25 protein-coding genes are annotated in these 26,685 nt (G+C 62.0%); 10 read left to right on the top strand and 15 right to left on the bottom strand.

Annotated features, from left to right (window positions below):
- Positions 1-5: 5 nt before the first annotated feature.
- The 11 genes from QWZ03_RS06310 to QWZ03_RS06255 form a co-directional block, all read right to left on the bottom strand.
- On the bottom strand, positions 6-1,613 hold the full coding sequence (locus QWZ03_RS06310; protein WP_290331938.1) for a carboxyl transferase domain-containing protein: 1,608 nt from the start codon (positions 1,611-1,613) through the stop codon (positions 6-8).
- Positions 1,614-1,704: 91 nt separating this feature from the next.
- Positions 1,705-2,052 (bottom strand): cupin domain-containing protein, encoded by a 348-nt coding sequence (locus QWZ03_RS06305; RefSeq protein ID WP_290331937.1) that lies wholly within the window; start codon positions 2,050-2,052, stop codon positions 1,705-1,707.
- 19 nt (positions 2,053-2,071) lie between these two features.
- Positions 2,072-2,812 carry a GNAT family N-acetyltransferase gene (locus tag QWZ03_RS20890; protein ID WP_308447522.1) on the bottom strand — a complete coding sequence of 247 codons (741 nt, stop codon included), beginning with the start codon at positions 2,810-2,812 and terminating at the stop codon, positions 2,072-2,074.
- Between the two features lie 5 nt (positions 2,813-2,817).
- Complete coding sequence (locus QWZ03_RS06290) at positions 2,818-3,327, bottom strand: GNAT family N-acetyltransferase (protein WP_290331936.1); 510 nt, start codon at positions 3,325-3,327, stop codon at positions 2,818-2,820.
- A 49-nt stretch (positions 3,328-3,376) separates the two neighbouring features.
- Positions 3,377-4,516: an acyl-CoA dehydrogenase family protein gene (locus tag QWZ03_RS06285; RefSeq protein WP_290331935.1), complete on the bottom strand. Its 1,140-nt coding sequence runs from the start codon at positions 4,514-4,516 to the stop codon at positions 3,377-3,379.
- A gap of 49 nt (positions 4,517-4,565) precedes the next feature.
- The gene (locus QWZ03_RS06280) at positions 4,566-5,165 is read right to left on the bottom strand and encodes a glutathione S-transferase family protein (protein ID WP_290331933.1); all 600 of its coding nucleotides are present in this window, start codon (positions 5,163-5,165) and stop codon (positions 4,566-4,568) included.
- A gap of 1 nt (position 5,166) precedes the next feature.
- On the bottom strand, positions 5,167-5,625 hold the full coding sequence (locus QWZ03_RS06275; RefSeq protein WP_284198054.1) for a MaoC family dehydratase: 459 nt from the start codon (positions 5,623-5,625) through the stop codon (positions 5,167-5,169).
- A gap of 10 nt (positions 5,626-5,635) precedes the next feature.
- The gene (locus tag QWZ03_RS06270) at positions 5,636-6,400 is read right to left on the bottom strand and encodes a substrate-binding periplasmic protein (RefSeq protein ID WP_290331932.1); all 765 of its coding nucleotides are present in this window, start codon (positions 6,398-6,400) and stop codon (positions 5,636-5,638) included.
- A gap of 57 nt (positions 6,401-6,457) precedes the next feature.
- Positions 6,458-7,639 carry an acetyl-CoA C-acetyltransferase gene (locus tag QWZ03_RS06265; RefSeq protein ID WP_290331931.1) on the bottom strand — a complete coding sequence of 394 codons (1,182 nt, stop codon included), beginning with the start codon at positions 7,637-7,639 and terminating at the stop codon, positions 6,458-6,460.
- A 56-nt stretch (positions 7,640-7,695) separates the two neighbouring features.
- Entirely contained in the window at positions 7,696-8,859 is a 1,164-nt protein-coding gene (locus tag QWZ03_RS06260) for an isovaleryl-CoA dehydrogenase (RefSeq protein ID WP_290331930.1), read from the bottom strand.
- Positions 8,860-9,016: 157 nt separating this feature from the next.
- Positions 9,017-9,394: a MerR family transcriptional regulator gene (locus QWZ03_RS06255; RefSeq protein WP_284198058.1), complete on the bottom strand. Its 378-nt coding sequence runs from the start codon at positions 9,392-9,394 to the stop codon at positions 9,017-9,019.
- Between the two features lie 90 nt (positions 9,395-9,484).
- On the opposite strand from QWZ03_RS06255, the gene QWZ03_RS06250 reads away from it, so the two are divergent.
- From QWZ03_RS06250 to QWZ03_RS06235, 4 genes are all read left to right on the top strand, one after another.
- Positions 9,485-10,516, top strand: coding sequence for an MBL fold metallo-hydrolase (locus QWZ03_RS06250; protein ID WP_290331929.1), 1,032 nt, complete (start codon positions 9,485-9,487; stop codon positions 10,514-10,516).
- A gap of 77 nt (positions 10,517-10,593) precedes the next feature.
- A complete protein-coding gene (locus QWZ03_RS06245) occupies positions 10,594-10,716 on the top strand; it encodes a hypothetical protein (protein WP_290331928.1) in 123 nt (40 codons plus the stop codon).
- Between the two features lie 58 nt (positions 10,717-10,774).
- A complete protein-coding gene (locus QWZ03_RS06240) occupies positions 10,775-11,575 on the top strand; it encodes a D-hexose-6-phosphate mutarotase (protein WP_290331927.1) in 801 nt (266 codons plus the stop codon).
- An 80-nt stretch (positions 11,576-11,655) separates the two neighbouring features.
- Positions 11,656-13,335 (top strand): PAS domain-containing sensor histidine kinase, encoded by a 1,680-nt coding sequence (locus tag QWZ03_RS06235; protein WP_290331926.1) that lies wholly within the window; start codon positions 11,656-11,658, stop codon positions 13,333-13,335.
- Positions 13,336-13,393: 58 nt separating this feature from the next.
- On the opposite strand, the gene QWZ03_RS06230 is transcribed toward QWZ03_RS06235, so the two are convergent.
- Positions 13,394-15,010 carry a methyl-accepting chemotaxis protein gene (locus QWZ03_RS06230; protein WP_290331925.1) on the bottom strand — a complete coding sequence of 539 codons (1,617 nt, stop codon included), beginning with the start codon at positions 15,008-15,010 and terminating at the stop codon, positions 13,394-13,396.
- 114 nt (positions 15,011-15,124) lie between these two features.
- On the opposite strand from QWZ03_RS06230, the gene QWZ03_RS06225 reads away from it, so the two are divergent.
- Together QWZ03_RS06225 and QWZ03_RS06220 are read left to right on the top strand one after the other, a co-directional pair.
- Entirely contained in the window at positions 15,125-15,649 is a 525-nt protein-coding gene (locus QWZ03_RS06225; protein ID WP_290331924.1) for a GNAT family N-acetyltransferase, read from the top strand.
- Between the two features lie 44 nt (positions 15,650-15,693).
- Entirely contained in the window at positions 15,694-17,424 is a 1,731-nt protein-coding gene (locus QWZ03_RS06220) for a sensor domain-containing diguanylate cyclase (RefSeq protein WP_290331923.1), read from the top strand.
- 24 nt (positions 17,425-17,448) lie between these two features.
- On the opposite strand, the gene QWZ03_RS06215 is transcribed toward QWZ03_RS06220, so the two are convergent.
- Positions 17,449-18,939: a cyclic-di-GMP receptor FimW-related protein gene (locus tag QWZ03_RS06215; protein ID WP_290331922.1), complete on the bottom strand. Its 1,491-nt coding sequence runs from the start codon at positions 18,937-18,939 to the stop codon at positions 17,449-17,451.
- Between the two features lie 156 nt (positions 18,940-19,095).
- Between QWZ03_RS06215 and QWZ03_RS06210 the strand changes: the two genes are divergently transcribed.
- Complete coding sequence (locus QWZ03_RS06210; RefSeq protein ID WP_284198067.1) at positions 19,096-20,700, top strand: ABC-F family ATPase; 1,605 nt, start codon at positions 19,096-19,098, stop codon at positions 20,698-20,700.
- 424 nt (positions 20,701-21,124) lie between these two features.
- Positions 21,125-21,865, top strand: a complete 741-nt coding sequence (locus tag QWZ03_RS06205; RefSeq protein ID WP_284198068.1) for a beta-ketoacyl-ACP reductase — start codon at positions 21,125-21,127, stop codon at positions 21,863-21,865.
- Between the two features lie 76 nt (positions 21,866-21,941).
- Here QWZ03_RS06205 and QWZ03_RS06200 read toward each other — a convergent pair whose 3' ends face one another.
- On the bottom strand, positions 21,942-23,207 hold the full coding sequence (locus QWZ03_RS06200) for a L,D-transpeptidase family protein (protein WP_290331921.1): 1,266 nt from the start codon (positions 23,205-23,207) through the stop codon (positions 21,942-21,944).
- A 5-nt stretch (positions 23,208-23,212) separates the two neighbouring features.
- Positions 23,213-24,322, bottom strand: coding sequence for a L,D-transpeptidase Cds6 family protein (locus tag QWZ03_RS06195; RefSeq protein WP_290331920.1), 1,110 nt, complete (start codon positions 24,320-24,322; stop codon positions 23,213-23,215).
- Between the two features lie 76 nt (positions 24,323-24,398).
- Between QWZ03_RS06195 and QWZ03_RS06190 the strand changes: the two genes are divergently transcribed.
- Positions 24,399-24,752 carry a DMT family protein gene (locus QWZ03_RS06190; protein WP_290331919.1) on the top strand — a complete coding sequence of 118 codons (354 nt, stop codon included), beginning with the start codon at positions 24,399-24,401 and terminating at the stop codon, positions 24,750-24,752.
- A gap of 121 nt (positions 24,753-24,873) precedes the next feature.
- Positions 24,874-26,574, top strand: coding sequence for a glutamine--tRNA ligase/YqeY domain fusion protein (locus QWZ03_RS06185; protein WP_284198077.1), 1,701 nt, complete (start codon positions 24,874-24,876; stop codon positions 26,572-26,574).
- Positions 26,575-26,685 lie beyond the last annotated feature (111 nt).

Here is a 26,685-nt window from a genome sequence, read left to right as displayed (position 1 = left end):
AGACCTTACATCCGGAACACGCCGAACTTGGTGTCGGCTATGGGTTTGTTCAAGCTGGCGGAGATGGCCAGGCCCAGTACGCGGCGGCTGTCCTTGGGGTCGATAATGCCATCGTCCCACAGCCGGCTGGTAGCGTAGTAGGGGTGGCTTTGCGCTTCGAATTGGTCGCGCAGCGGCTTGCGTATGGCTTCCTTGTCATCATCGGACAGCGTCTTGCCCTGCTTGGCCAGTGCTTCTTCGCGCACCTGGGCCAGTACGCCGGCGGCCTGCTCGCCCCCCATCACTGCGATGCGGGCATTGGGCCACATCCACATGAAGTTGGGGTTGTAGGCCCGGCCACACATGCCGTAGTTGCCGGCGCCGTAGCTGCCGCCGATCACCATGGTGAACTTGGGCACCTTGCTGGTTGCCACAGCGGTCACCATCTTGGCGCCGTGCTTGGCGATCCCCTCGGCCTCGTATTTCTTGCCCACCATGAAGCCGGTGATGTTCTGCAGGAATACCAGCGGAATGCCGCGCTGGCTGCACAGCTCGATAAAGTGTGCGCCCTTCTGGGCAGACTCGCTGAACAACACACCGTTGTTGGCGATGATGCCGACCGGATAGCCATAGATGTGAGCAAAGCCGGTGACCAGCGTGGTGCCGTAGGTTTCCTTGAACTCGTCAAAGGTCGAGCCGTCCACAATGCGGGCGATCACCTGGCGGATATCGAAGGGCTTTTTCAGGTCGGCGCCGACAATACCGTAGAGTTCTTCTGCCGGGTAGAGCGGCGCCAGGACAGGCTTGGTGGCGACCGTCATGGGCTTGACCCAGTTGAGGTTGGCAACGATGCGACGCACCTGATCCAGCGCATGGGCGTCGTTGTGGGCATAGTAGTCGGCCACGCCGCTGATCTTTGCATGTACATCGGCACCACCCAGCTCCTCGGCCGTTACCACCTCGCCGGTTGCGGCGCGGACCAGCGGTGGGCCGGCCAGGAAGATGGTGGCCTGGTTCTTGACCATCACGCTGTAGTCGCTCATGGCGGGCACATAGGCACCGCCTGCCGTACAGCTGCCCATCACGGCGGCAATCTGGGGTACACCCTGGGCGCTGAGATTGGCCTGGTTGTAGAAGATGCGACCGAAGTGATCACGATCGGGAAAGACTTCGTCCTGATTAGGCAGGTTGGCGCCACCGGAGTCCACCAGCGCGATGCAGGGCAGGCGGTTTTCCATGGCGATTTCCTGCGCGCGCAGGTGCTTCTTCACCGTGATCGGGTAGTAGGTGCCGCCCTTTACCGTGGCATCGTTGGCGATGATCATGCACTCCACCCCGCTGACCCGGCCTATGCCGGCGATCAGCCCGGCAGACGGCACCTGGTCGTCGTACTGGCCGTAGGCTGCCAGCTGGCCGATTTCCAGGAAAGGCGAACCGACATCGAGCAATTGCGCCACGCGATCACGCGGCAGCAGCTTGCCCCGGGCGGTATGGCGGTTGCGGGCGGTCTCGCCGCCACCTTGCTCGACACGGGCGGCCTGCAGGCGCAGGTCGTCCACCAGTACCTGCATGGCGGCCTGGTTGGTCTGGAACTGTTCTGCCTTGGGGTTGATGGTGTTGGGTAAGGTATTCATCTGGTCTCGGTCAGCGCCGGGGCGCGGGTCTTGGCATGGTCGTGCCTGCCGACGGCAGGCGGTTGCGGGTAAGGAGAGATCGATAGGGGCTTTACACCGCGCCTCGTATGGCGACGGTGGGGGCCGATTCGGCTGGCGAAAACACCACCAGTACGTCGAGGGCGCTATGTACCGTGCTGAAACGCGGGGCGACGCGGGCCGGGACATGGATGATGCTGCCGGCGACCACTTCCAGGCTGTCGCTGCCCACCTGCATGCTGGCGGACCCATTGATCACGTAATACAGCGATTCTTCCTGATGGGCGCCCTGGCTGTCGTGTGCGCCTGGCTGCAGGTGATAGACACCGGCACTCATGTCACGGCTGCGCAGAAACTCGTGGTAGGCCTCGCCCAGGGTTTGCCTGTCCTGGCTGATGGCGTCGAGGTGAAAGGTCTGCATGGCGGCTCCTGTGGACGGTTCAGACGAACTTGGCCAGTACGGCCCAGTGATCGCTGCGTTCGATTTCGGCATAACCCAGCCGCTCATACAAGCGCCGGGCAGGGTTGTCGTGTAAGACCCGCAGCGAGACACGGGCATGGCCCTGGGCGCGAGCCAGCTGGGCGAACTGCAGCATGGCCTGGCTACCCAGTCCGCGATTGCGATGGCTTGCTTCGATCTGGAAATCCGAAATGTGCAGGCTCTCGTCGCGCAGGCGCCAGCGCAGTATGCCTATGCGGTCTTTATCCAAGTACAGCAGGTGGTTCTGCAGCAAGGGCCAATCCTGCTCCAGCTGCTCGACGCCCCAATTGCCCAGCGCACGCTGGGGCAGATTGAGGCGGGTCTGTTCCAGGATGTAAGGCTTGTCCGCCTCGCCCGCCGGCACGAAGCGCAGGCCGGGGCGTTGCTGACCGTAGGCGCGCTCGACCCGGGCAACGCGGGTCTCGAATGCGGCATACCACGACTTGCGTCCCTGCTCACGGGCCAGGCTATGTTCGCCATGCTGCTTCCAGTTGGCGATGGCGGCTTCGCTCTCCCAGTAGGAGACCGTGATACCCAGACCATCAGTACCGCGCACCGACTCCACTCCCAGAAAGCCCGGCTGCAGTTGCGCCAGCGCCACCATCCGCTCTGCGGTGTCGTCGTAACCGGCCGTCACGGCGCTGCGTTGCGACGTGAAGATGACGGCATAGTAGGGCGGCCTGGGGGTAGCGGCGAACATGGTGCTCATAGCAAGGCGGTATCGAATACCAGCAGGATTTCCTGGATATCGGGGTTGCTGGGCATCTGTCGCTTCTGTTCGGTCCGCATGAATCCCAGGGTTTCGTAAAAGCGCAGCGCCGTGTCGTTGGTTTCAACTACCCAGGCGTTGATGCGCTCCACCCCTTGCTCGGCCAGCCATCGATTGGCGGTATTGACCAGGCGAGCGCCAGCGCCGCCGCGGCGAAAGGTGGGTTCCACCCACATATTGCAGATATAGGCATGATCGCGGCGACCACCTTCGAGATAGGCACCGGCCATGCCTACCGGCTTGCCGGTGCGGTACAGCACGAAGGTGGCTGATTCCGCGCTGGTGGCATATCGGCGTACATGGTCATCCCAATACTGCAGGGGGCGGGCGGCGATCTCTGCGTAGCGGCGGCCAAAGGCATCGGGCGCCTCGTTCAGGCCCGACAGGCGCAGGCCACGGAGTACCTCGCCCTGGTCGGGGCGTATGCGCTGTATTTGTTCCTGCATGTCTGTATCTCTATTTCCTTGGGTCGTCGGGGCGTATTGCGGCGGCAGCCTACACTTCGTTGCCGATAGCGCGACCGATGACGAGTCGTTGAATGTCGCTGGTGCCTTCGTATATCTGACACACGCGTACATCTCGATAGATGCGCTCTACCGGGAAATCGTTCAAGTAACCATAGCCGCCATGGATCTGGATCGCATCGGAACAGACCCGCTCGGCCATTTCGCTGGCAAACAGCTTGGCCATGCTGGCTTCCTTGAGGCAGGGCATGCCGGCATCCTTGAGGCTGGCGGCATGCCAGATCAGTTGGCGGGCGGCTTCCAGTTGGGTAGCCATATCGGCCAGGCGGAAATTGACGGCCTGGTGCTCGAAAATAGGCTGGCCAAAGGTGATGCGCTCCTTGCTGTAGCGCAGGGCGCACTCATAGGCCGAGCGTGCCATACCCAGGGCCTGGGCGGCGATACCGATACGGCCGGACTCCAGACTGGCCAGGGCTACCTTGTAGCCTTCGCCTTCGCGGCCCAGCAGGTTGGCGGTGGGCACACGGCAGTTGTCCAGCACGATGGCACAGGTATCAGAGGCAGCTTGCCCCAGCTTTTTCTCCACCCGCGAGATGGTATAGCCGGACGTGTCGGTGGGGATGACAAAGGCGCTCAGGCCCTTCTTGCCGGCTGCCGGGTCGGTGACTGCAATCACAATGGCCAGCTGGCTGTTCTTGCCATTGGTAATGAACTGCTTGGCGCCGTTGAGCACGTAGTGGTCGCCGTCCTTGACTGCGCGGGTCTTGATCGCTGCCGCCTCGGAACCGACCTGTGGCTCGGTCAGGCAGAAACTGGCCAGCCAGGAGCCGGATGCCAGCTTTCTGAGGTACTGCTCTTTCTGGGTATCGCTGCCAAAGGCCATGATGGGGCCACAGCCAACCGAATTGTGTACCGATACGATGGTGGAAAAGGCGCCATCGCCAGCGGCCAGTTCTTCTATGACCAGGGCCGAGGACAGGTAGTCGAGGCCGGCACCATTCCACTCGGTCGGCACGGTCAGGCCCAAGAGGCCCAGGTCGGCCGCCACGGCCAGCTCGTCATAGGGGAAGGCCAGTGTCTCGTCACGCAAGCCGGCCGTGGGCCACAGCTTTTCACGGGCAAAGTCGCGCACTGCGTCGCGTATCATCTGTTGTTCTTCGTTCAATATCATTGTGTCTCTTCCTGCTGCTTCCTGTGAGGGGGACGCCTGTACCGGCGTTTCAGGGGAGTTGGGTGGCGGCGCGATAGGCCGGGCGGTCCAGGCAGCGGTTCAGCCAGTCCGCCATGGTCGGGTAGGCTGTCAGGTCGAACCGGCGCAGGCCGTTGATGCAGCCCGCGACGTTGAGATCGGCCACGCTGAAATCGTGCCCCAGCAGCCAGGGTTGGCCCTTCAGCGCCTGCTCCAGTCTGGCCAACGGGCGTTGCAGGGCTTCGGTGGCCGCTGCGGCCTGGGCCGGGTCGCGCGCTTCTGGTGCCAGCCACAGGGTGTGGTCGGCCCACTGGATATAGCTAGCCTCCATGCTGGCGACAGCCCAGAGCGACCACTGCCAGCACAGTGCCTGATCCTGTTCGGCAGCAGGCCACAGGCGGCCATACCGGCGTGCTAGGTGGAGGTTGATGGCCAGCGATTCGGCCAGTACGAAACCATCGTCCACCAGCGTCGGTATGGTGCCGGTCGGGTTGATGGCCAGGTAGTCGGCATTCTTGCCGCATTCCTGCCACTCCAGCGGGATATGCTCGAACGGCAGGTCCAGTTCCTTCAACATCCACAACACGCGCAAGCTGCGTGAGTAGCTGCTGCCATACAGCGTCAGTGCCATGTCACTTCCCCTCCGGATCGCGTACCGCGACCCAGATGGCGTTTTCCAGGCTCATCACCAGCTCGCCGTGCTGGTTGAAGGTGCGCCAGGCCAGTTGCACCACGCCGAAGGCGGGGCGAGAACGCGAATGCTTGCGGCCCATGACATCGAATTCGGCTGTCAGGGTATCGCCCGGTTTGACCGGTTGGTGCCACATCAGTTTGTCTATCTGAAGGCCTACCAGACCATTGGCAATGCTGTTGAGCTCGCTGGCTGCCAGCATGCGCATGCTGTAGGCCGCTGTCTGCCAACCGCTGGCCACCAGGCTGCCGAAAACACTGGCGGCGCCGGCCGCTTCGTCCAGGTGGAAGGGCTGGGGATCGTACTTGCTGGCAAAGTCGTGCACCTCGGCAGGTTCCACCTGTAGGGGGCCTGCCTTGAATACACGTCCTGGCTTGAGGTCTTCGAAGTAAAGCGTCATGGGTTCTTGCCTAGCGGGCAGGTTGTGCTACCCGGTATTGGTTGAGTAGCTTGTCAAACGCGCCTTGGGCCTTGAGCTGCTGTACAGCCTGCATGACCCGTTCCACCTTGATGGGGCTGGCCTTGGGCACGGCGCAATGGGTGGGCGTGCTGCTGACCACATAGTTGGACATGCCGAAAGGCCGGCCACTGGCTGGGGGGTTTCGTAGATAGTGGGCAATCTGCAGATCGGCACTGATCAGGCCATCCACGGCATCGCGCTCTAGCAGCTTGAAGTTGGATTCATGATCCTTCTCGTACACCGGTTTGATATCGCCGGTCAGTATCAAGGGATCGATGGCAGGGTAGTGAAAGCCATGTATCAACCCGATACGCATGCCCTTGAGGTCGTTGACGTTGTTGGTCCGGGCGGCGCGCGTCTTGTCCATCATCACCCTTTCCACCTGCGGCACGATCTCTTCGGTCCAGTGCAGCTTGTCTGCCAGCGAGGTCCAGGCGGGGTTGGCGAAGCACAGCAAGTCCACTTCACCACGGGTCAAAGCCAGGTCGATACGTTTACGCGACAGCACCACATAGCTGGCTTTGACACCCATCTGACGGGCGATCAGCTCACTCATATCCTTGATCAGGCCGCCAGTGGGCTTGTAGCTGCCCGGTGCAAACTCGACCAGCGGCGGAGAGTCGCACTCGCACAGGACGGTGCGCAGCTCCGCCCTGGCAGGCAAAGCTGCCAGGGTGACAAGCAGGGTAAAGCCTATGGGCAGGGCAGGGCGCATGAGTAGACTCCCGTAGATGGTCATTCCACTTTAGCCCTTGCCGCCGGGTCTGCTAACTCAGTACAGCTCAACGGCAAGGGCAGTGGCTTCGCCGCCACCTATGCACAGGCTGGCAATGCCACGGGTCTTGCCCTGCTGCTTGAGTGCGTACAGCAGCGTGGTGACAATGCGGGCACCCGATGCACCGATGGGATGGCCCAGTGCGCAGGCGCCACCATGGATATTGACCTTGTCATGCGGCAGGTTCAGCTCGGCCATGGCGGCCATGGTGACCACGGCAAAGGCTTCGTTGATTTCGTACAGGTCGACCGAGTCGGCGCTCCAGCCGGTCTTTTCGAACAACTTCTTGATGGCGCCGACCGGTGCCGTGGTGAACCAGCCCGGTTCCTGCGCATGGCTGGCATGGCCGACTATGCGGGCCAGCGGCTTCAGGCCCCGGGCCTTGGCATCCGACTCGCGCATCAGCACCAGAGCGGCGGCGCCGTCCGAGATGGAGCTGGAGTTGGCCGCAGTGACGGTGCCGTCCTTCTTGAAGGCGGGCTTGAGGCCGGGGATCTTCTCCGGCATGGCCTTGCCAGGCTGCTCGTCGGTATCGATCAACACATCGCCCTTGCGGCCAGCCACGGTCACCGGGCTGATCTCATCGCGGAAATGCCCGGCGCCGATGGCGGCGTTAGCACGGCTCAGCGATGTCAGGGCAAAGGCATCCTGTGCCTCGCGGCTGAAGCTGTACTTGCTGGCGCACTCCTCGGCAAACGTGCCCATCAGGCGACCCTTGTCGTAGGCGTCTTCCAGGCCATCGAGGAACATATGGTCCTTCAGTTCGCCATGGCCCAGGCGGTAGCCGCCGCGTGCCTTGGCCAGCAGATAGGGGGCATTGCTCATGCTTTCCATGCCGCCTGCCACCATCACGCTGTTATTGCCGGCACGCAGCATGTCGTGGGCCAGCATGATGGCCTTCATGCCGCTGCCACACATCTTGTTGATGGTGGTGGCATTGACCGACAGCGGCAGGCCGGCACCCAGCGTAGCTTGGCGTGCGGGCGCCTGGCCCTGGCCGGCGGGCAGCACGTTGCCCATGATGATTTCTTCGACGTCGTTTGCGGCAAGCCCGGCGCGCTCGACGGCGGCCTTGATGGCGACGGCGCCCAGCTGGCTGGCGGTGAGGCTGGCGAAGTCACCCATCAGCCCGGCCATGGGGGTGCGGGCAGCGGAGACAATGACGATGGATTCGGACATGGTAGAGCTCCTTGAGCACAAAAGCCGGCCTGAGGGCCGGCTCGTGAGAGTGGATATCAGCGGGTTTCGTTGAACAGTTCGCGGCCTATCAGCATGCGGCGGATCTCGCTGGTGCCGGCGCCGATCTCGTACAGCTTGGCGTCGCGCCACAAACGGGCGACCGGGTACTCATTGATATAGCCGTTGCCACCCAGGGTCTGGATCGCTTCGCCGGCCATCCAGGTTGCCTTTTCGGCAGCATACAGTATCGCGCCGGCGGCATCCTTGCGGGTGGTCTCGCCACGATCCAGAGCGCGGCCCACGGTATAGACATAGGCGCGGCAGGCGCTCCAGGTTGCGTACATGTCGGCCAGCTTGCCCTGCATCAGCTCGAACTCGCCGATAGCCTGGCCAAACTGCTTGCGCTCGTGCACATAGGGCACCACGGCATCCATGGCGGCCGCCATGATGCCCAGCGGGCCGCCGGACAGCACGGCGCGCTCGTAATCCAGGCCGCTCATCAATACATTGACGCCCTTGCCGACCGTACCCAGCACGTTTTCCTCAGGGACTTCCACATCGTCAAAAAACAGTGGGTAGGTATTGGAGCCACGCATGCCCAGCTTGTCCAGCTTGCTGCCGTGGCTGAACCCCTTCATGCCCTTTTCGATCAGGAAGGCCGTCATGCCCTTGGGGCCGGCATTCACGTCGGTCTTGGCATAGACCACCAGCACGTCGGCATCGCCGCCGTTGGTGATCCACATCTTGGAACCATTGAGCACGTAGCGGTCGCCCTGCTTGTCGGCACGCAGCTTCATGCTCACTACATCGGAGCCAGCATTGGGTTCGGACATGGCAAGCGCACCGACGTATTCGCCGGAGACCAGCTTGGGTAGGTACTTCTGCTTCTGGGCCGCATTGCCGTTCTTGTGGATCTGGTTGACGCACAGATTCGAGTGCGCGCCGTAGGACAGGCCAACCGAAGCCGAGCCGCGGGAGATTTCCTCCATGGCGACGATATGCGCCAGATAGCCCATACTGCTGCCGCCGTATTCTTCCTCGACGGTGAGACCCAGCAGTCCCATATCGCCAAACTTGCGCCACATGTCTGCGGGGAACAGGTTCTCTTCATCTATTTTGGCGGCGTGCGGTGCCAGCTCGGCGGCGACAAAGCTCTGCACGGCTTCGCGCAGCATGTCGATGTCTTCGCCTAGGCCGAAATTGAGGGCGGGGATGTGCATGGTGTCGTCTCCAGGGCAGCGCGGTGCGCCACGGTATTGATAGCGGATTTTACCGCCGGGCATGGCTGCGAAAGACAGCCGGGCGCCATGCCGAGCATTTGCTCGATACTGTATTTTACGTTGACGTTAACGTCAATCTAAAGCCTGCAAAGACCGGCTATTCGCGCAGCAAGGCCTCAGCTTCGTGTTCCAGCTTGTCCATTTCCAGCAGGATGGCATCGATATCAGCACGCTGCTGCACCAGGGCCTCGCGCTTGGGACGCAGGAATTCCAGCAGTTTGACCAGCTGCGGCCGCTCATCTCGTGCTGCATCGTAGAGCGAGAACAGCTCAAAGGTCTCCTGTAGCGAAAAGCCCAGTCGCTTGCCGCGGAGGATAAGTTTGAGGCGCGTGCGATCCGCCCGGGTAAACACCCGGTTGCGGCCCTGCCGCCCAGGCGCCAGAAGGCCCTCGTGCTCGTAATGTCGAATGGCGCGGGGGGTGAGGTCAAACTCACGGGCCAGTTCGGTAATGGTGTAGATGCGGTCGTCTGACATGATGGCCTGTATTTATATCTGCCTGGCGAAGATAGCAGAGGGTAGCGCGGCTGTCATAATTGCGCTTCGCCCTCGATCGTCTGCCTGCACATGCCCCACCGTCTTCGCTACCCCCTACACGATACCCTGCCGATGCCGGGCCAGACCTTGCAGGTGGCGGCAGGCGTGCATTGGCTGAAGATGCCATTGCCGTTTGCGCTCAACCACATCAACCTGTGGCTGCTGGAAGAGCAGGCCGGTTGGTGTGCCGTCGATGCGGGCTACGACAGCGCTGATACGCGGGCGCTGTGGGAGCAGCATTTCGGCGGCAGCATGGGCGGCAGGCCCTTGACCCGGGTGGTGGCCACTCATTATCACCCCGATCACATCGGCCTGGCGGACTGGCTGGCGACACGCTTCGATGCCGCCTTCCATGCCAGCCTAGGTGAGATCGCCCTGGCGAAGGCGGTGTGGCATGACTTGCCAGGGCATGATGTGGCGGCGCTGAACCGGCATTTTGCCCTGCACGGGCTGCCCGAGGCCAAGCAGGCCCAGTATGCCGAGCGGGGCAATACCTACCACTGGGGCGTAAAGAGCCTGCCGGTGACGTTCAACCGTATCCTGGCTGGCGATGTACTCCGGTTGGGTGGGTCGGATTGGCTGGCCATACCGGGCTACGGTCATTCGCCCGAGCACATGGCGCTGTACTGCGCAGATAAGGGCGTGCTGATTGCTGGCGATATGCTGTTGCCCAAGATATCGACCAATGTGGGCGTGTGGGGCGGTGAGCCTGATGGTGATCCGCTCAGGCAGTTCCTGGCTTCGCTGGATCGCTTCCTGCATTTGCCCGAGGACACCCTGGTGTTGCCGTCGCACGGTCGTCCGTTTGTGGGCATACAGCCCAGGGTGGCAGCGCTCAAGGCCCACCACGACGAGCGCCTGGCTGCCATGCTGGCGGCCATGGATGGCCCCATGACAGCCTATGAGCTGCTGCCGGCCTTGTTCGGCCGCATGTTCGATCTGTACCAGACCATGTTTGCCCTGGCGGAATGCATCGCCCACCTCAATTACCTCTGGCATGGCGGCAAGCTGGTGCGGCGGCGCGATGCCGACGGCTGCCATCGCTTCAGCATTGCGCCATGAGCGCCTGTATCTGAAGCTGGTGGCCAGCTGCTGCCTGGGCATGGTTGAGCGGTTGCTTGTTGTTGGGGCGGGCTGCGGTGTGGCCTGGTGAACTCAACTCGCCGCTGGCACTGGGCCTGTCGCCACGGGGTGGCATACTGTATCTGGGTGTGCTGGCCTCGCTGGGCGAGGAGTGGCTGACCAGTGGCCAGCGCTGCTAGTCGGGTTGGGTCAGTAGTACCGAATGACCATGCAGTGACGCTAACTTGTGGAGCACGGATGGACGATTGCATCGAACTGATATCAGCCCATGGCCGTGCGCGTGTCAGCCGGCAAGGGGCGCAGGTAATGGAGGCGGAAATCGGTGGCCAGCCGCTGTTGTGGCTATCGCCGTTGGCCAGTATCGAGGCGGGCAAACCGGTACGCGGTGGCGTGCCGGTGTGCTTCCCCTGGTTCGGCAAGCACCCCGATGGCTTGCCTGCACATGGGTTTGCCAGGAATCAGGACTGGGTGGTTCAGGCGCAGCAGGCAGACCGGGTGGTGCTGTCCTTGCAGGACAGCCCTGAGGGACGTGCGCTGTGGCCGCATGCCTTTCGGCTGGAGCTGGCTATCAGCCTGGATGAGCGGCTTCAGTTTGACTTGAGCGTGGAGAACCTGGATACGCAACCGTTCTCGTTCAGCTATGCCTTGCACAGTTATTTTGCGGTGACGGACAGCCGGCAGTGCACGGTGGAGGGCCTGAGTGGTCGGCTACGGCGCGAGGTGGGGCATGTCACGACGCCTCACCATGGCACGGTGCTGCTGGATCAGCCTATCGACGCCGTGTTCGAGACGGCCGCCGGCACCTTGCAGTTGCTGGATGGGCAGCGCGAGATTGTGGTGGGGGGCGAAGGCATGCGCAGCGCCGTGGTGTGGAACCCCGGCATGCACGCCGAAGGGATAGCCGATATCGGGCCGCACTGGACCGAGTATGTCTGCCTGGAACGGGGCAATATCGGGGTGGCTGCGGTGATGCTGGCACCGGCAGGCCGCCATGTGGCCAGCATGTGGCTGGAAAGCCGGCTGCGCCAGCCCGGTTGACGCACCGCACCCCACTTGTTGTGCCCGGCAGCCGCTGACGGGCTGGGCTAGACTGGATCATCTACCGCTGCCATCACACCATGGTCATTCCCGATTTCAGCCGCCTGGACATACGCTCCGCCGAGGAACTCGACGATCCCGGCAGCATAGCCATTGCCTTGCTGGATGCCGCCAAGTCCGCCAAGCTGGGGGTGTTTGTCTGGGAGGTGGCGGCCAACCGGCTGCTGTGGAACGACGCCATGTATGAAGTCTATGGGCTGTCGCACCGGGTGGCACTGGACGGCACCAGTTGGCTGGCCTTGCTGCACCCAGACGATCTCCTGCGCGTGCGGGATGATGTGATCGCTGCGCTACGTGGGGAGCGGCCCTACGACACGGTGTTTCGGGTCAAGTCTGCAGCCGGCTGGAACTACGTGCGCGGCACCGCCTGGATAGAGCGGGATGCAGCTGGGGTGCCGCTGCGCATGGCCGGCATCAACCAGGATATCAGCCACAGCCAGCGCTTTGATGCTCTGGTCGAGCAGGTGCAAGCCGATACGGATAGCCAGGTTGGGCGGGCCTTTCTTGGCGCGCTGGCCGATGCACTGTGCCGGGCACTCGGCATGGGCTATGCCTTGATCTCGGAAGTCTACCCCGTCCATCAGCCTACCCATATGCGCACCCTGGCGTTCAGCCAGGATGGGCGCGCCGCGCCGCCGCGTGATTTCGCCCTGCTCAATACGCCCTGCCAGCAGGTCTACAGCACGGCGGGCTGGCTGCAATTGAATGATGCACAGGCACGCTTTCCCCATGCACCGGTCTTGCGCGAACTCAATGTAAATAGCTACCTGGCCATGCCGCTGATGGGGGCAGACGGCAACCCCCTGGGCCTGATGGTGGTGATGGATAGCCTGCCAGTGACCGATGCGGAGCTGGCGCGCAAGCTGATGGCGCTATTCGCTGGCCGCACCGCAGCCGAGCTGGAGCGGCTGCGGCGCGAGGCCGAAGTCAGGCGGCTCAATGCCGAGCTGGAGGCCAGGGTCACGGCCCGCACCGAACATGTGAAACGCACCATGCGGGAGCTGGAAGCGTTTACCTATGCCGTATCGCACGATCTGAATGCGCCCTTGCGGGCAGTGCACGGCTTTGGTTCCATCTTGCGGGAGGATTATGCCGACCGGCTGGATACACCCGGACGGGATTACCTGGAACGAACCTTGAATGCGGCGGAGCGCATGGGACGTTTGCTGGATGATCTGGTCAGCCTGTCGAAGATTTCGTTACGGCCGCTGAATGTCGGCAAGGTGCATCTGACCCAGCTGGCGCTGGAGATCGTGGCCGATCTGCAGAACCAGCAACCCCGGCCTGGCATGTCAGTAGTGATTGCGCCGCACCTGGTGGTACATGCCGACCCCGGCTTGATGCGCATCTTGCTCGATTGCCTGCTACGCAATGCCTGGCGGTTTACCGAGCATATGCCCGATGCCAGGGTGGAATTGTTTGAGCGGCACCAGGGCGGCCGGCGCGAGTTCGTGGTACTGGACAATGGTGTGGGCTTTGATGCGCCAACTGCAGAAAAGCTGTTCGCCCCGTTTCAGACCTTTCAGGGCGAGGGGGGCTTTGCCGGTGGCGGTACCGGGCTGGCCATTGCCCAGCGGGTAATCCATCGTCATCACGGCGGCATACAGTCCGAGAGCCGACCAGGGCAGGGAGCCGCTTTTACCTTCTGGCTGCCACCGGCAGGAGAGCTGATGGCCTTGCTCGAGACAGACGAAACCTGAGCGGTCAGGGACAAGGCCGTGGCGTGCATTGTGGCTGTCGTGTGTCCTGCCCCCCAAGCTAGAGGCTGAAGCGCTTCACCGCCTGCTCCAGCTCCCCCGCCAGCCGTTCCAACTCGCCTACCGTCGTACTGCTGCGAGCTATGCTGGCACTATTGGTCTCGGTCATCTGCGCGATCTGTTCCAGATGCTGGGCGATGGACTGGCTGGCGCTGGTCTGCTCGCGGTAGACGCCTGACAGCTCGTCCAGCTCGCGACTGGTGGTGCCGGAGCCGGCCTTGAGTTCAGCCAGGGCAGGCAGCAGGGCGCGCACGGTATCGGCACCATTGGCCACCTGGCGACTGCTTTGGCGCATGGTGCTGGCAGCCTGGCCGGTCTCGCGCTGGACTGAGTCCAGCGCAGCCATGATGTCGGTGGTGGCGGAGGAAGTCTTCTCGGCCAGCTTGCGCACCTCGTCGGCCACGACGGCAAAGCCCCGGCCCTGTTCGCCGGCGCGAGCGGCTTCGATGGCGGCATTGAGCGCCAGCAGATTGGTCTGGTCGGCAATCTCGCGGATGGTGGCGGCGATGCCGCCTATGCTCTGGGCGTGGCTCTCCAGCCGGTCTATGGTGGCCTGGGTTTCGTTCACCGCCTCGGCGGCCCGGCCTATTTCGGCACTGGCGGCATCGGCCTGGCTGGAGCCTGCCTCGGCCAGTTGCCAGCCGCGTTCGGCCTGGCTGCGTACCTCGCCGCTACGCTGCGATACGTGGTCAAAGCTGACGGTCATCTGCTCCACGGCGGCGGCGATGGAGGCCGTGGCCTCGCTTTGGCGGGACGAGCCGTCGGCAATCTCGGCATAGGCACTACGCAGGGAATGGGCTGCACCGTCGAGTTGCCGGCTGGATTCTCCTATGGCCGACATCATGTCGCGCAACTGCACCCGCATGGTTTCCAGCGCCTTGCCCAGTCGGCCCATTTCGCCTTTGTCCTGCAACTGCACCGTCTTGCCCAGTTCGCCTGCAGCAATGCGTCCCGCCAGGCGGATGGCCGCGTCCAGCGGCCCCAGCACCGAGCGGACTATGGCGATGGAAAACAGGATGGCAATGATGATGCCGCCGATCACGGCTGCAATGAGCACGCCCCGCAGCTTGTTGCCGGTGGCTTTTGCCGCCTCATAGGAGGCCTTGGAGGCTTCCCGCTGCATGGCAATCAATTCGCCCAGCGACTTGGTGGTGGCTTCGAACGGCGTGCGTACGTTCTCACGGTAGAACTGGCCCGCGGCCATCATGTCGCCCTGCATCACCACGGCATGCAGCCCCTTGCGGCTCTTGTCGTAGGTCTGGTAGGCATCGACAAAGCCAGCGTAGGCGGCAGCCTCGGTGCCGCTGCGGGTGGATGGTGCTGCCATCGCAGCCTTCAGGGGCGCTTCCAGCTTGTCGATGGCATCAAAATGCTGCTTGGCGACATCGGGGAACGGCGCATCCAGCGCCAGCAACAGGTAGGCACGCCCCTGGTGCAAGCGCTCCAGTCTGTCGGCCAGGTCGACCACCGGCACCGTGCGTTGCTCGTAGATACCGGCCAGCTCCTGATTGCCGCTATGTATGCCCCACATGCCCAAACCGCTGACACCCGCCAGCAAGACCAGCAGGAAGGTGCAGAGCAAGGCAAGCCGGGTACGAATGGAAAGGGCTGCAAACATGGTGTGGTCTTCATGGCGGGTCGACAGTCTGATTCAAGCACAGATGTCAGTCCGTGTCTTTCAGCGATGTGTCATCGCAGGTACGATGCCGCCATCACACAACGGATATATACAATGTTGGCGCTACACCCCGCTCGGGTTGAGGATGCGGAAGCCTACCTGGCCTTTTTCGCCGGACTGATTGCCACGGCCGACACCATGTTGCCTACGCCGCAGGAGTACCAGAGCCGTACGGCTGCCGAGATCGCCAGCACCTTCAGCCGGTTTGCCGAGCAGGACAACCAACTGTTCCTGCTGGCCTGGCAGGACGGGCAACTGGCGGGGTTCATCACCGTTACAGGGGGCATGGCGCGCAAGAATCGGGGATGCGGCCATATCGTGGCTGGTGTGGGCGCGGCATTTCGGCGCCAAGGGGTGGCGCGCGCCCTGTTTGCTGCTGCCGAAGACTGGGCGCGTAAGGCAGGATTCTGGCGCCTGGAGTTGACTGTGATGGCACATAATGAAGCTGCACGGCAGTTGTATCTGGCCGCTGGTTTTACCGTTGAGGGATGCAAGCGCGCCGCACTGTGCTGGGATGATAGGGTGGTGGATGAATTCCTGATGGGCAAGGTGCTGCTGCAAGCACCGCTGCCAGCCTAGCGTGATGGTGGCGCGTCGCTTTCGGTATGGATAGGGGTGTCAAGATGCCGCGTTTATCGCTGCAGGCTACGTTGACGCTGGCTTTTGCCGCAGTCTCGGTACTGATGGCGGTATTGCTCTCGGCCTTGCTGGGCCGCTTGACGGCTGATGCCCTGCGGCAGGATATCGGCACCAGCCTGACCGAGCTGGCCGACCAGATGCGGGCACGGCTGGATGCCGGCCTGGCTGATCGATTGCGCACGGTGGAGCTGCTGGCCAGTCTGCAACAGATGCGTGATTCGGACACGGCGGTGGCGGACAATCGTTTCCTGTTGGAGAAGCTGCGGCGCAACGATATCAAGATCGCCTGGATAGGCTTTGCCGATGTGGATGGCAAGGTGGTCTATTCGGCCGACGGCATACTGGAGGGCGCGAATGTTGCTGCCCGGCCATGGTTTATCAGCGGTAAGCAAGGGCCGTTCGTGGGGGACGTGCATGAGGCCAAGCTGCTGGCCAAGATATTGCCGCCACCTGCCTCCGGCGAGCCCCTGCGCTTTGTTGATGTGGCGGCACCGGTGTTTGGCACCACTGGCCACCTGCGCGGCGTGCTGGGTGTGCATTTGTCCTGGGAGTGGGCACGCGATATTGAGCAGCATGTATTCACGGCCAGCAGGCGCGCCAGCGGCGTAGAGACCTTTGTGTTGAACAGGGAGGGCCAGACGCTGCTGGCGCCGCAGGGCAGGGCGGGGGTGTTGTTGCCGGTCAATCTGGATGCGGCCGCGACCGGTAGCGGACAGTTGCTGCGCTGGCCGGATGGCCAGGACTATGTGACCACCCTGGTGAAGACCCGTGGCTATGACGAGTACGCTGGTCTGGGGTGGTCCATCGTATCTCGCCAGGCGGCGCAGGAAGCCTATGCACCAGTCAGGCAGATGCAGGATATGGTGCGGGCCATCGGGGCGGCCATGGCGGTACTGTTTGCCTTGTTTGGCCTGTGGCTGGCCAGGCGCATCGCCCAGCCCTTGCATCAGCTCAGCCATGTGGCAGACCGTTTGCGTGGGGGCGAGATGAATGCGCAGATCCCGACCTCATCCACCTTTGTCGAGACAGCACAACTGGCGGGCTCGTTCAGGCATCTGGTGGACGCGCTCAAGGCGGAGCAGGGCAAGCTGCAGGCGCTGAATGAATCGCTGGAAGAGCAGGTAGCGAAGCGCACAGAGGCACTGGATGTGGCCAATCGCCATCTGTTTACCTCACTGGAAGAGCGGCAGCGACTGGTGGCAAGGCTGGAGGAGTTGGTACATACCGACAGCCTCAGCGGCTTGCTGAACCGCCGTGCCCTGCATGAGCGTAGCGCCATAGAGCTGGTGCGACTGGAGCGGCAGCCTGCCCCTTTGGCGCTGATGATCTTCGATATCGATCACTTCAAGCGCATTAACGACCAGCATGGCCATGAGGCCGGCGACGAAGCAATCCGTCTGTTGGCGCGTACGGCCACTGGCGTATTGCGGGAGGTCGATATCCTGGCCCGATTCGGTGGCGAGGAGTTTGTGGCTTTGCTGCCGGACACGCCGTTGGCGGCGGCCATTGCAGTGGCCGAGCGGCTACGTTTGGCCATCGCGGCGATCAGCATCGTGACGCCGGCTGGCCCTATCGGCATGACGGCCAGCTTTGGCTTGGCCGCATGGGAGCCCGGCCTGAGCCTGGACATCTTGATCAGCCGGGCGGACAAGGCGCTCTATGGTGCCAAGCATGGCGGCCGCAACCGCCTGGTGGTCTGGCCCGATCAGGCGTGAAGGCTGTGGGCGGTGCGGGCTGAGTCAGCCCTTGGCGGTGACGCTGAAACTGCTGATGATGTAGTCGGGCAGGGTTTCAATGGCCGCACCCAGCGTGATCTGGTAGCGCTTGCTACCGGATGAGAGCGTGTAGAGCCCACCTTTATGGTGCTTGTCGCGCCCCATCAGCAGTATCCGGCCGTGTGGCGACTCGGCGCAGTAGAGCGCTGGCAGGCTCTGGCCGTTGTCCTCCAGCATCACCGGTGTGGGCTGCATGCCCAACCGCTCGGCACCGACCTTGACCAGGCCCTCGCGCGATTTGTTCAGGCGGCGTACCACCGCCAGCCACACACCATCCTCGTCTTTCAATGCCAGGACTTCGCACACCGCCAGCTTGTCGTCGAACTTGGCCTTGTAGTGCGCCCCCATGCCGTTGGCGCTTTCGTCCGCCAGCATCCATTCCTCCCAGTCGCGGGCGCCGCCATTGGCGCGCAACAGCTGGTAGATGCGGTTCAGACCTAGTGCAGCACTGGTGCTGTGTTCCTTGTGCCGCCGCTCGCTGCGACGGGAGCGGGTCTGGCCTGCGCGGGAATAGATCAGGGCCAGGTCGCTGAGCAGACTGGCGACGGCGGGTTGGTCGGCCTTGGCAGGTACCGGGATGGCCACCGGGAAGATGCCCTTGCCGGCATTGAGTGCCAGTTCGGCCAGATAGTCCGCCAGCGGTTCAGTATCAAGATAGCGGTAGCGCTCCCCCACCATATTGCGCCGCAACTTCATGGGCGGGCGGGTTTCATCCAGGTTGATGGCATAGGTCTGGTCGCGCGGCCGGATGATTTTTTCCAGCGTGACTTTCTCCTGCCAATGCTGCAGCCAGCGGTCCAACTGCCAAATTTCCTCTATCCGCCGCCGTTCGGGCTCTGCCAGCTTGAGCAGCATGGCGTGGCGATAGATCTGGCTGACGCTGGTGGCCTCAGCATCGGGGTAGGCCTGCATGGATTTGTTGGCAAAGCCGGCGGCTTCGGCAATCTGGTACAAGCGGTTGAGGCTGCGCCATAGCCTTGGTTCGGCATCAAAGTAACGCATGTAGGCCCATTTGGCCTGCAGCGCATAGTAGCTGACCGAGCGCAGGGTGATCAGCTCGGCATCCTGGGCGAAGCGTTTGTTGGGGGATTGGGCATGCTGTTTGAGGCACAGCTTGTAGGCCGAGGCCAGCTCCTTCCAGCAGGCCAGCAGGCTGGGCAGGGCCTGGCGGGGGCTGATGCTGTCTATCTTTTCTTCGCCCCGGAATACCCGTACCAGCACCTGCGCCAGGGGACGGGCCTTGTCATCAAAGGCTTGCACGGCCTGGTAGCGCTCCTTCAATCCCACTTTGGCATTGCGGTTGAGCGCCGCCAGTGCCTTGATGATCTCAGTCAGGACGACCAGGGTTTCGTCGCGTGGCAGATCGATCAGGAGGCGCGTGGCAGAAGGACCAGAATCCTCCTCCTCACGGGCACGGCGCATCAGTGCGTCGATCAAGCCTTTGAAATCGAACATATCTCGTATTTTGTTATCGGTGGATCAGCGACATTGCACCGGACGGTCAGATTGTGCTGATGTGATAAAATTACTCAATTTTGCCGTACCGCGCCATGCGCGGATTTTTATTTTTGTGACGGGTGTGCAAGAAAACACCCACCAGGAGCGTACCAGGTGATCAACACCGCCAATATCACGATGCAGTTCGGCGCCAAGCCGCTGTTCGAAAAAGTGTCGGTCAAGTTCGGTGGCGGCAATCGCTACGGCTTGATTGGTGCCAATGGTTCGGGCAAATCCACTTTCATGAAGATACTGGGCGGGGATCTCGAACCCACGGCCGGCAATGTCAGTCTGGACCCCGGCGTGCGCTTGGGCAAGTTGCGGCAGGACCAATTTGGCTATGAAGACCAGCGCGTGATTGATGTGGTGCTGCAAGGGCATGTCGAGCTGTGGCAGACCATGCACGAAAAGGATGGCATCTATGCCAATCCGGAGGCCACCGAAGACGACTACATGCGTGCGGCTGATCTGGAAGTGAAGTTTGGCGAGATGGGTGGCTATGATGCAGAAGCCCGCGCAGGCGCGTTGCTGCTGGGGGCGGGCATCCCGACCGACCAGCATTTCGGCCTGATGAGCGAAGTGGCGCCTGGCTGGAAGCTGCGGGTGTTGCTGGCGCAGGCCCTGTTCAGTGATCCGGATGTGCTGCTGCTGGATGAACCCACCAACAACCTGGATATCAATACCATTCGCTGGCTGGAGCACACGCTGAACGAGCGCAACTCCACCATGATCATTATTTCGCATGATCGCCACTTCCTGAACCAGGTCTGTACCCACATGGCCGACCTGGACTACAGCACCATCCAGATTTACCCCGGCAACTACGACGACTACATGCTGGCCAGCACCCAGGCGCGCGAGCGTGCATTGGGCGCCAATGCCAAGGCCAAGGAGCGGATTGCCGAGCTGCAGGTGTTTGCTGCCCGTTTCTCTGCCAACAAATCCAAGGCACGCCAGGCGACCAGCCGGCTCAAGCTGGCCGACAAGATCAAGGAAGGCATGGTCGATGTGAAGCCTTCTTCGCGCCAGAACCCCTACGTGCGCTTTGATTTTGACGACAAGCTCAAGCTGCATAGGCAGGCATTCGAGACCCAGCACCTGTCCAAGTCGTTCGACAAGCCGCTGATACAGGGGCTGAACCTGATATTCGAGGCCGGCCAGAAACTGGCGGTGATAGGCGGCAACGGTGTGGGTAAATCGACCCTGATGAAGATGCTGGTCGGCGTACTCAAGCCGGACTCGGGTTCAATCAAGTGGGCCGAGAAGGCGCAGGTGGGGTATTTCGCACAGGATCACGAAGAAGATTTCGACAGTGATGACACCCTGTTCGACTGGATGAAACAGTGGGGACGCCCTGGTGACGATGACCAGGTGATACGTGGCATCCTCGGACGCTTGCTGTTCAGCGGTGACGACGTGAAAAAGGCTGTGCGGGTACTTTCCGGTGGTGAGAAGGGGCGTATGCTCTATGGCAAGCTGATACTGGAGCAACCCAATGTGCTGGTCATGGATGAGCCGACCAACCATATGGACATGGAATCGATCGAGTCGCTGAACTTGGCGCTGGAGCTGTTCAAGGGCACCCTGGTATTTGTTTCGCACGATCGCCAGTTTGTTTCGTCACTGGCCACCCAGGTGCTGGAACTGAGGGGCGACGGCAGCTACGTGCATTACACCGGCGGCTATGAGGATTACCTCTCCAGCCAGGGCCTGGAGTAAGCGCTACCGGCCAAACTGTTCAGGCCTTGTTTGCACACCTGGACAGAGCCGCTATGCTGAGTTTTTATGGCAGTGCCAAGCCAATGGCATACCGTTAAGCCAAAACTGTTGCATTTTGTAAACAAGGAGGCGACTCTGATGGAAACTACCCGTTTAGAGTTGCCGCTCTAGATCACCCGTACTATCATGCGCGCTCATCTTCAGTGCGCCCATGAACCAGTTTTGGGCGATCAAGCCGGTGATGTAGGTAGGTCACCGTCTCTCAGAGCCGCCGCAAGGGCCGCTCAACCGGATAAGACAAAGAAGAAGTATGGAGCAGACAGAAGCGCAGTGCCCCTGAGGGGTGCTGCGTTTCCCCATGTCTTTTCAGTTTTTTTGCTCTGTTTCCGGCCCTGCACGCGGCCAGCCTTTTAGGGAGAAAGTTATGCGTTTGTCAGGCAAAGTTACCATCGTCACTGGCGCTGCCAGTGGCATAGGCCACGCCACTGCCTTGCGCTTCGGCAAGGAAGGCGCTCGCGTGGTGGTCTGTGATCTGAACGCCGCCGGTATCGATGCGGTGGTGAGTGAAATCCTCGCAGCTGGTGGCGAGGCTGTGGGCTACGTGGTCAATGTCACCAACAAGGCACAGATTGCCGAGATGGTGGCAGGGGTCAAGGCCAAGTGGGGTCGTATTGATGTCTTGGTGAACAATGCCGGCATCGTGGCCGATGCCCAGCTGACCAAGATGACCGAAGAACAGTTTGACCGGGTTATCGACATCAACCTCAAGGGTGTCTACAACTGCACCCGTGCGGTGGTTGACACCATGGTGGAGCAGGCATCGGGTGTGATCCTGAATGCCTCATCGGTAGTGGGCTTGTACGGCAACTTCGGCCAGACCAATTATGCTGCCGCCAAGTTTGGCGTGATAGGCTTTACCAAGACTTGGGCCAAGGAGCTGGGCAAGAAGGGCATACGCTCCAATGCCGTCTGCCCCGGTTTTGTTGCCACCCCCATCCTCAAGGATATGCCGGAGAAGGTGATACAGGCCATGGAAGACAAGGTGCCCATGCGCCGTCTGGCCCAGCCTGAGGAGATCGCCTCGGTCTACCTTTTCCTGGCCAGTGATGACGCCAGTTACATCAACGGCGCCGTCTTGTCGGTTGATGGCGGTCTGGTGATCTGATCGGCACTGTCGTGGCAGCAAAAAAACCGTCCAGCCATGGACGGTTTTTTTATGCACGGCCAACGACGGCGGGTGCTTAGCCTGCTGAGCCTTCCAGGCTGATACGCCAGCGACCGGCTTCCTGGCGCATATAGAGGCGCTTGCGCATCTGGTTGTTCAGGTTGCTGCTTTGGTAGTCCTGCATGAAGCTGGCCTGCAGCAGATCGCCTTGTGCGCTGGGATAGCCGAACAGGCTCAGGTCGGTCAGCTTGACCTTGGCCCATTGCTTGCCGGCATTGACGGCCTGCTTTTGAGCGCGCCAGGTATTGAGGTCGGCATTGCCGCTCTTGAAGTCACTGGCGTAATGGCTCAGGTAGCGCGGGGTATTCAGGCTCTCCCAGTCGCGGCGCCAAGCCTCCACCTGGGCCAGGGCGCCGTCGCGCCGGGCTTGCCAGGCCGAGGGCGTCAGCCATTCCACTTCGCCCGCAATGATGACTGGGGTGCCCGGTAGGAGGTAGGGACTGAGCGCGCTGATATCGCTATTGGACATGGCAACGCAGCCGTTGGAGGCCTTGGGTGCGCGGCTATAGGTATCGTAGGGCACGCCGTGCAGCCAGATGCCACTGCCGGTGCGGCCCTGGCGGCGGTCCCAGTCATTCGGGTAGCTCAACGGCCAGGCGCCGACACCATAGAGTTCGGCGCGCTTGCCGTAGCGTTGGTCCAACTGCTCGCGCGGCATATGGCCGGTGACGAAATAGACGCCCAGCGGCGTGCGCTGGTCGCCTTCGCGGGCCTTGTCGAAACCCAGCTTGCCTATGGTGGCGTAGAAATCCCGGACATAGCGCGGCGTACCATTGTCATTGCGATAGAGATAAATGCGGGCGCGGCCGGCGTCGACCAGGATGGCATATTGTTGGTCTGGCGCAAATTGCAGCAGATTGGCAGGAATGGCTTGTTGGGCGGGGGGCGGCGCTTGGTAGCGCAAAAGCCGGGCGCTGGCCTCGGCGCGCAGATCATCCAGCTTGTCGTCCACTACCGGTGCACTGCCTATACCAGCCAGGGGTTGCGACCGGGCCATCAGCAGGTCGCCCTTGAGCAGGTGGGCCAGGCGATAGTTGGGTTTGGCCTCCAGCAGCCCGTCGACCAGGCGGCCGGCTTCGTCCAGCCGGTTCTGCCGTATCGCAGTCAGTGCGGCTACCACGACCTCCTCGGGATTGCCACGGGCCGCCGCCAACGGGTTCTGCGCCAGCAGGCTGGCCAGCGGAGAGACGGTGGGGCGCTGCCACTGCATGGAGTTGGCAGCCGGGGCGAGGTAGAGGCCTGCCGCGAGGCAGGCGGTCAGCTTGAACCAGGAGCGACGCATGGTGTTTATCCTACCCGCTCTTCGCGTATGAGCCAACGGCTACCATTGCGCTCCAGTATCAGGGTCTTGCCTGTCGAGGTGTCGAGCTTGTCGGACTTGTAGCGCTGCACCAGCCTGACGGTGGCAGTCTGGCCACCATCGCTGAACTTGACCCGAATATTGGCCAGTTTGACTTCAATCTTGCGGGCAGCGTCGATACGCTCACGCCGTTGTTTTTCCCACTCGCTGCGACTCATGCCGCCAGGCTTGAAGCTGCGCGAATAGCTGGCCAGGTAGGCAGGCACACGCTTGTCTGACCAGGCGTCGGCCCAGCCGCGCACGGCCTTGACCACTTGTTCCTCGTTGGCGCTGTCGTCCACCTTGGGCTCGGCGGGCTTGGGTTCAAGGGGTTTGGCCGGCGTGGGTTTGACTTCGGCGGGCTTGGCGGGGACGGGTGCAACCACGGCTGGTGTAGTCGGTGCGACAGGCTTGCTGGCTGTTGCGACCGGCGGCACGGTGACGGGTGGGGCTACAGGCTTGGCTGCAGCGACCACCACTGGTGGCCGTGCTGCTGCGACGACAGGTACCGGCGTGCCGCCAGGCGCAGGTCGGCTGAGCAGATCCTGCACCAGGGCCAGCCTGGGGGCATCGGACTTGATCACCGGGGCGGCGCTGCCGTTCTGCCGTTCCACGATGTCGCGCTGCAAGGCCTTGTCGTAGGCCTGGGCCGCCAGGCGGGCATAGACATCAGCCAGGTTGGCATGCGCAGTGGCGTAGGCTGGGTTGGTCTGCAAGGCCATCTGCAAGGCGGCCCTTGCCTTGTCGAGCTGGCCTTGCTGGGCATACAACGCTGCCAGATTGTTATAGGGTTCGGGCAGGTTGGGGTAATCGCTGGTCAGCGCGGTAAAAACCTGTATGGCTTCGGCGCTGCGGCCTAGCTGTGCCAGGGCGTTGCCGCGCAGCAAGCGTAGCCGGGCATCTCGTGGTGTTTTTGCCAGCGCCTTGTCGGCGGCTTGCAGGGCAGCGTCGGCCTGGCCGCGATTGAGGCTGGTGGCTATGTCTTCGGCCTCGCCGGCGTATGCCCCGGATATCAGGGCCAAACTGAGCAACAGTGAGGGGAGGCGGTAGGCGGGCATCGACTGGACGGCAGGTTCGCGGCTGTTCAAACTTCCCATTTTATCAGAGTCGCCGGCCAACGCCGGTCGCACGCATATGTTTACTGCTATTCCGCCGGGCATGCAGGCCATCGTCCTGCTGGTGTGCTCCAATGTGTTCATGACGTTTGCTTGGTATGCCCACCTCAAGGACATGTCGGCCAAGCCATGGTATATCGCGGCCTTGCTGAGCTGGGGCATCGCCCTGTTCGAGTATCTGCTGCAGGTGCCGGCCAACCGTATCGGCTTTACCGTCTACAACCTGGCTCAGCTCAAGATCATGCAGGAGGTGATCACCCTGACGGTGTTCATCCCCTTTGCCGTGTTCTATATGAACCAGCCCTTCAAGTGGGATTTCCTCTGGGCGGGCCTGTGCCTGCTGGGGGCGGTGTACTTCATGTTCAGAACCTGACCGGCCTGATGGGGCTGGCTGGATGGCGGGGCAGCAGGATGAATCCAGCGAGACATGGGGTGCGGGCGCCGAATCGGGTAAAATCGCCGCATTGCACAAAATCAACGCCTTGCGGAATTCAATGACTACCGAAAACAACGCGCCCGCCGCCAGCAATTTCATCCGTAACATCATCGATGCCGACCTTGCCTCGGGCAAGCATCAGCGCACGGTTACCCGCTTTCCGCCCGAGCCCAATGGCTATGCCCATATCGGGCACTGCAAGGCCATCTGTATCAATTTTGGCATCAAGGAAGACTACCAAGCCAAGGGCTACGCCAGCGAATGCAACCTGCGCTTTGATGACACCAATCCGGAGAAGGAGTCGGAAGAGTACGCGCTGGCCTTCAAGGAAGACGTGCGCTGGCTAGGTTTCAGCTGGGATGGCGAGGTGCGCTGGGCGTCGGATTATTTCGACCGCCTGTATGCCTACGCCGAGGAGCTGATACTGGCCGGCAAGGCCTTTGTCTGTGAGCTCAATGCCGAGGAAATGCGCGAATATCGCGGCGATTTCCAGAAGCCTGGCCGCAACAGCCCCTACCGTGATCGTTCGGTGGCGGAAAACCTGGATCTGTTCCGCCGCATGAAGGCGGGCGAATTCGAGGACGGCAGCAAGACCCTGCGCCTGAAGATAGATATGGGTTCGCCCAACATCAATCTGCGCGATCCGGTGTTCTATCGCATACGTCGTGCCCACCATATCCGTACGGGCGACAAGTGGTGCATCTACCCGATGTATGACTACACCCATTGTATTTCGGATGCCATTGAAGGCGTCACGCATAGCCTGTGCTCGCTAGAGTTCGAGGATCATCGCCCGCTGTACGACTGGGTGCTGGACAACATCAGTATCGATTGCCACCCACAGCAGATCGAGTTCTCGCGGCTGGAGCTGCTGTATGCCATCACCTCCAAGCGCAAGCTCAACCAGTTGGTGGTGGATGGCCTGGTGACAGGCTGGGACGACCCGCGCATGCCGACCATTTCGGGCATGCGCCGCCGTGGCTACAGCCCGGCCGGCCTGCGCCTGTTCGCCCAGCGTTGTGGTGTGTCCAAGAGCGAGAACATCATTGATTACAGCGTGCTGGAAGGCGCGGTACGCGAGATGCTGGAAGCGGAGGCACCCCGCGTGATGGCCGTGCTGGACCCGATCAAGGTGACGCTGACCAATTTCGAGGCTGGCGTGACCAGCAGCCGCACGGCGCCTTTCCATCCTCACCATCCTGAATTTGGCGAGCGTGAAGTGCCGATTGCACCGCAGCTCTATATCGAGCGCGATGACTTTGCCGAAGTGCCGCCAGCGGGCTGGCAGCGTCTCACCCTGGGTAGCGAAGTGCGCTTGCGCTACAGCTATGTGATCAAGTGCGACGAAGTGATCAAGGATGCAGCAGGCAATGTGGTGGAGTTGAAGTGCTCCATCGACCCGGCAACGCTGGGCCAGAATCCGGTCGGCCGCAAGGTCAAGGGTGTGATCCACTGGGTGTCTGCCGAGCATGCCATCGAAGCTGATGTGCGACTGTATGACCGACTGTTCACGGTGGAGCGCCCTGATGCGGTACGGGGGGCTGACGGCCAGTACGAAGACTTCCGCCAGTTCGTCAACCCGACTTCGCTACGCACGGTTACCGGTTATATCGAGGCGGCTGTGCGCGATGCCGCACCGGAAACCCGCTACCAGTTCGAGCGCCTGGGCTACTTCGTCACCGACCGCTACGAGCATGTGGCCGGCGGCCGCCCGGTGTTCAACCGCACCGTGGGGCTGAAGGACAGCTGGCAGAAGTAAGTCACCCGTATCGATTGCGATCAGGTGGGCGGCGCGCCAAGCGTGGCGCGGCAAACACTGGTCGCATCATGCGCTGGTCGCCCGCCTGGCTGACGAGCTGGGATAGCACGA

This window comes from Chitinimonas viridis (assembly GCF_030409555.1).
GTDB classification, from domain to species: domain Bacteria; phylum Pseudomonadota; class Gammaproteobacteria; order Burkholderiales; family Chitinimonadaceae; genus Chitinimonas; species Chitinimonas viridis.
Note: the sequence above shows the minus strand (reverse complement) of the source record. Positions and strands in the feature narration are given on the sequence as shown.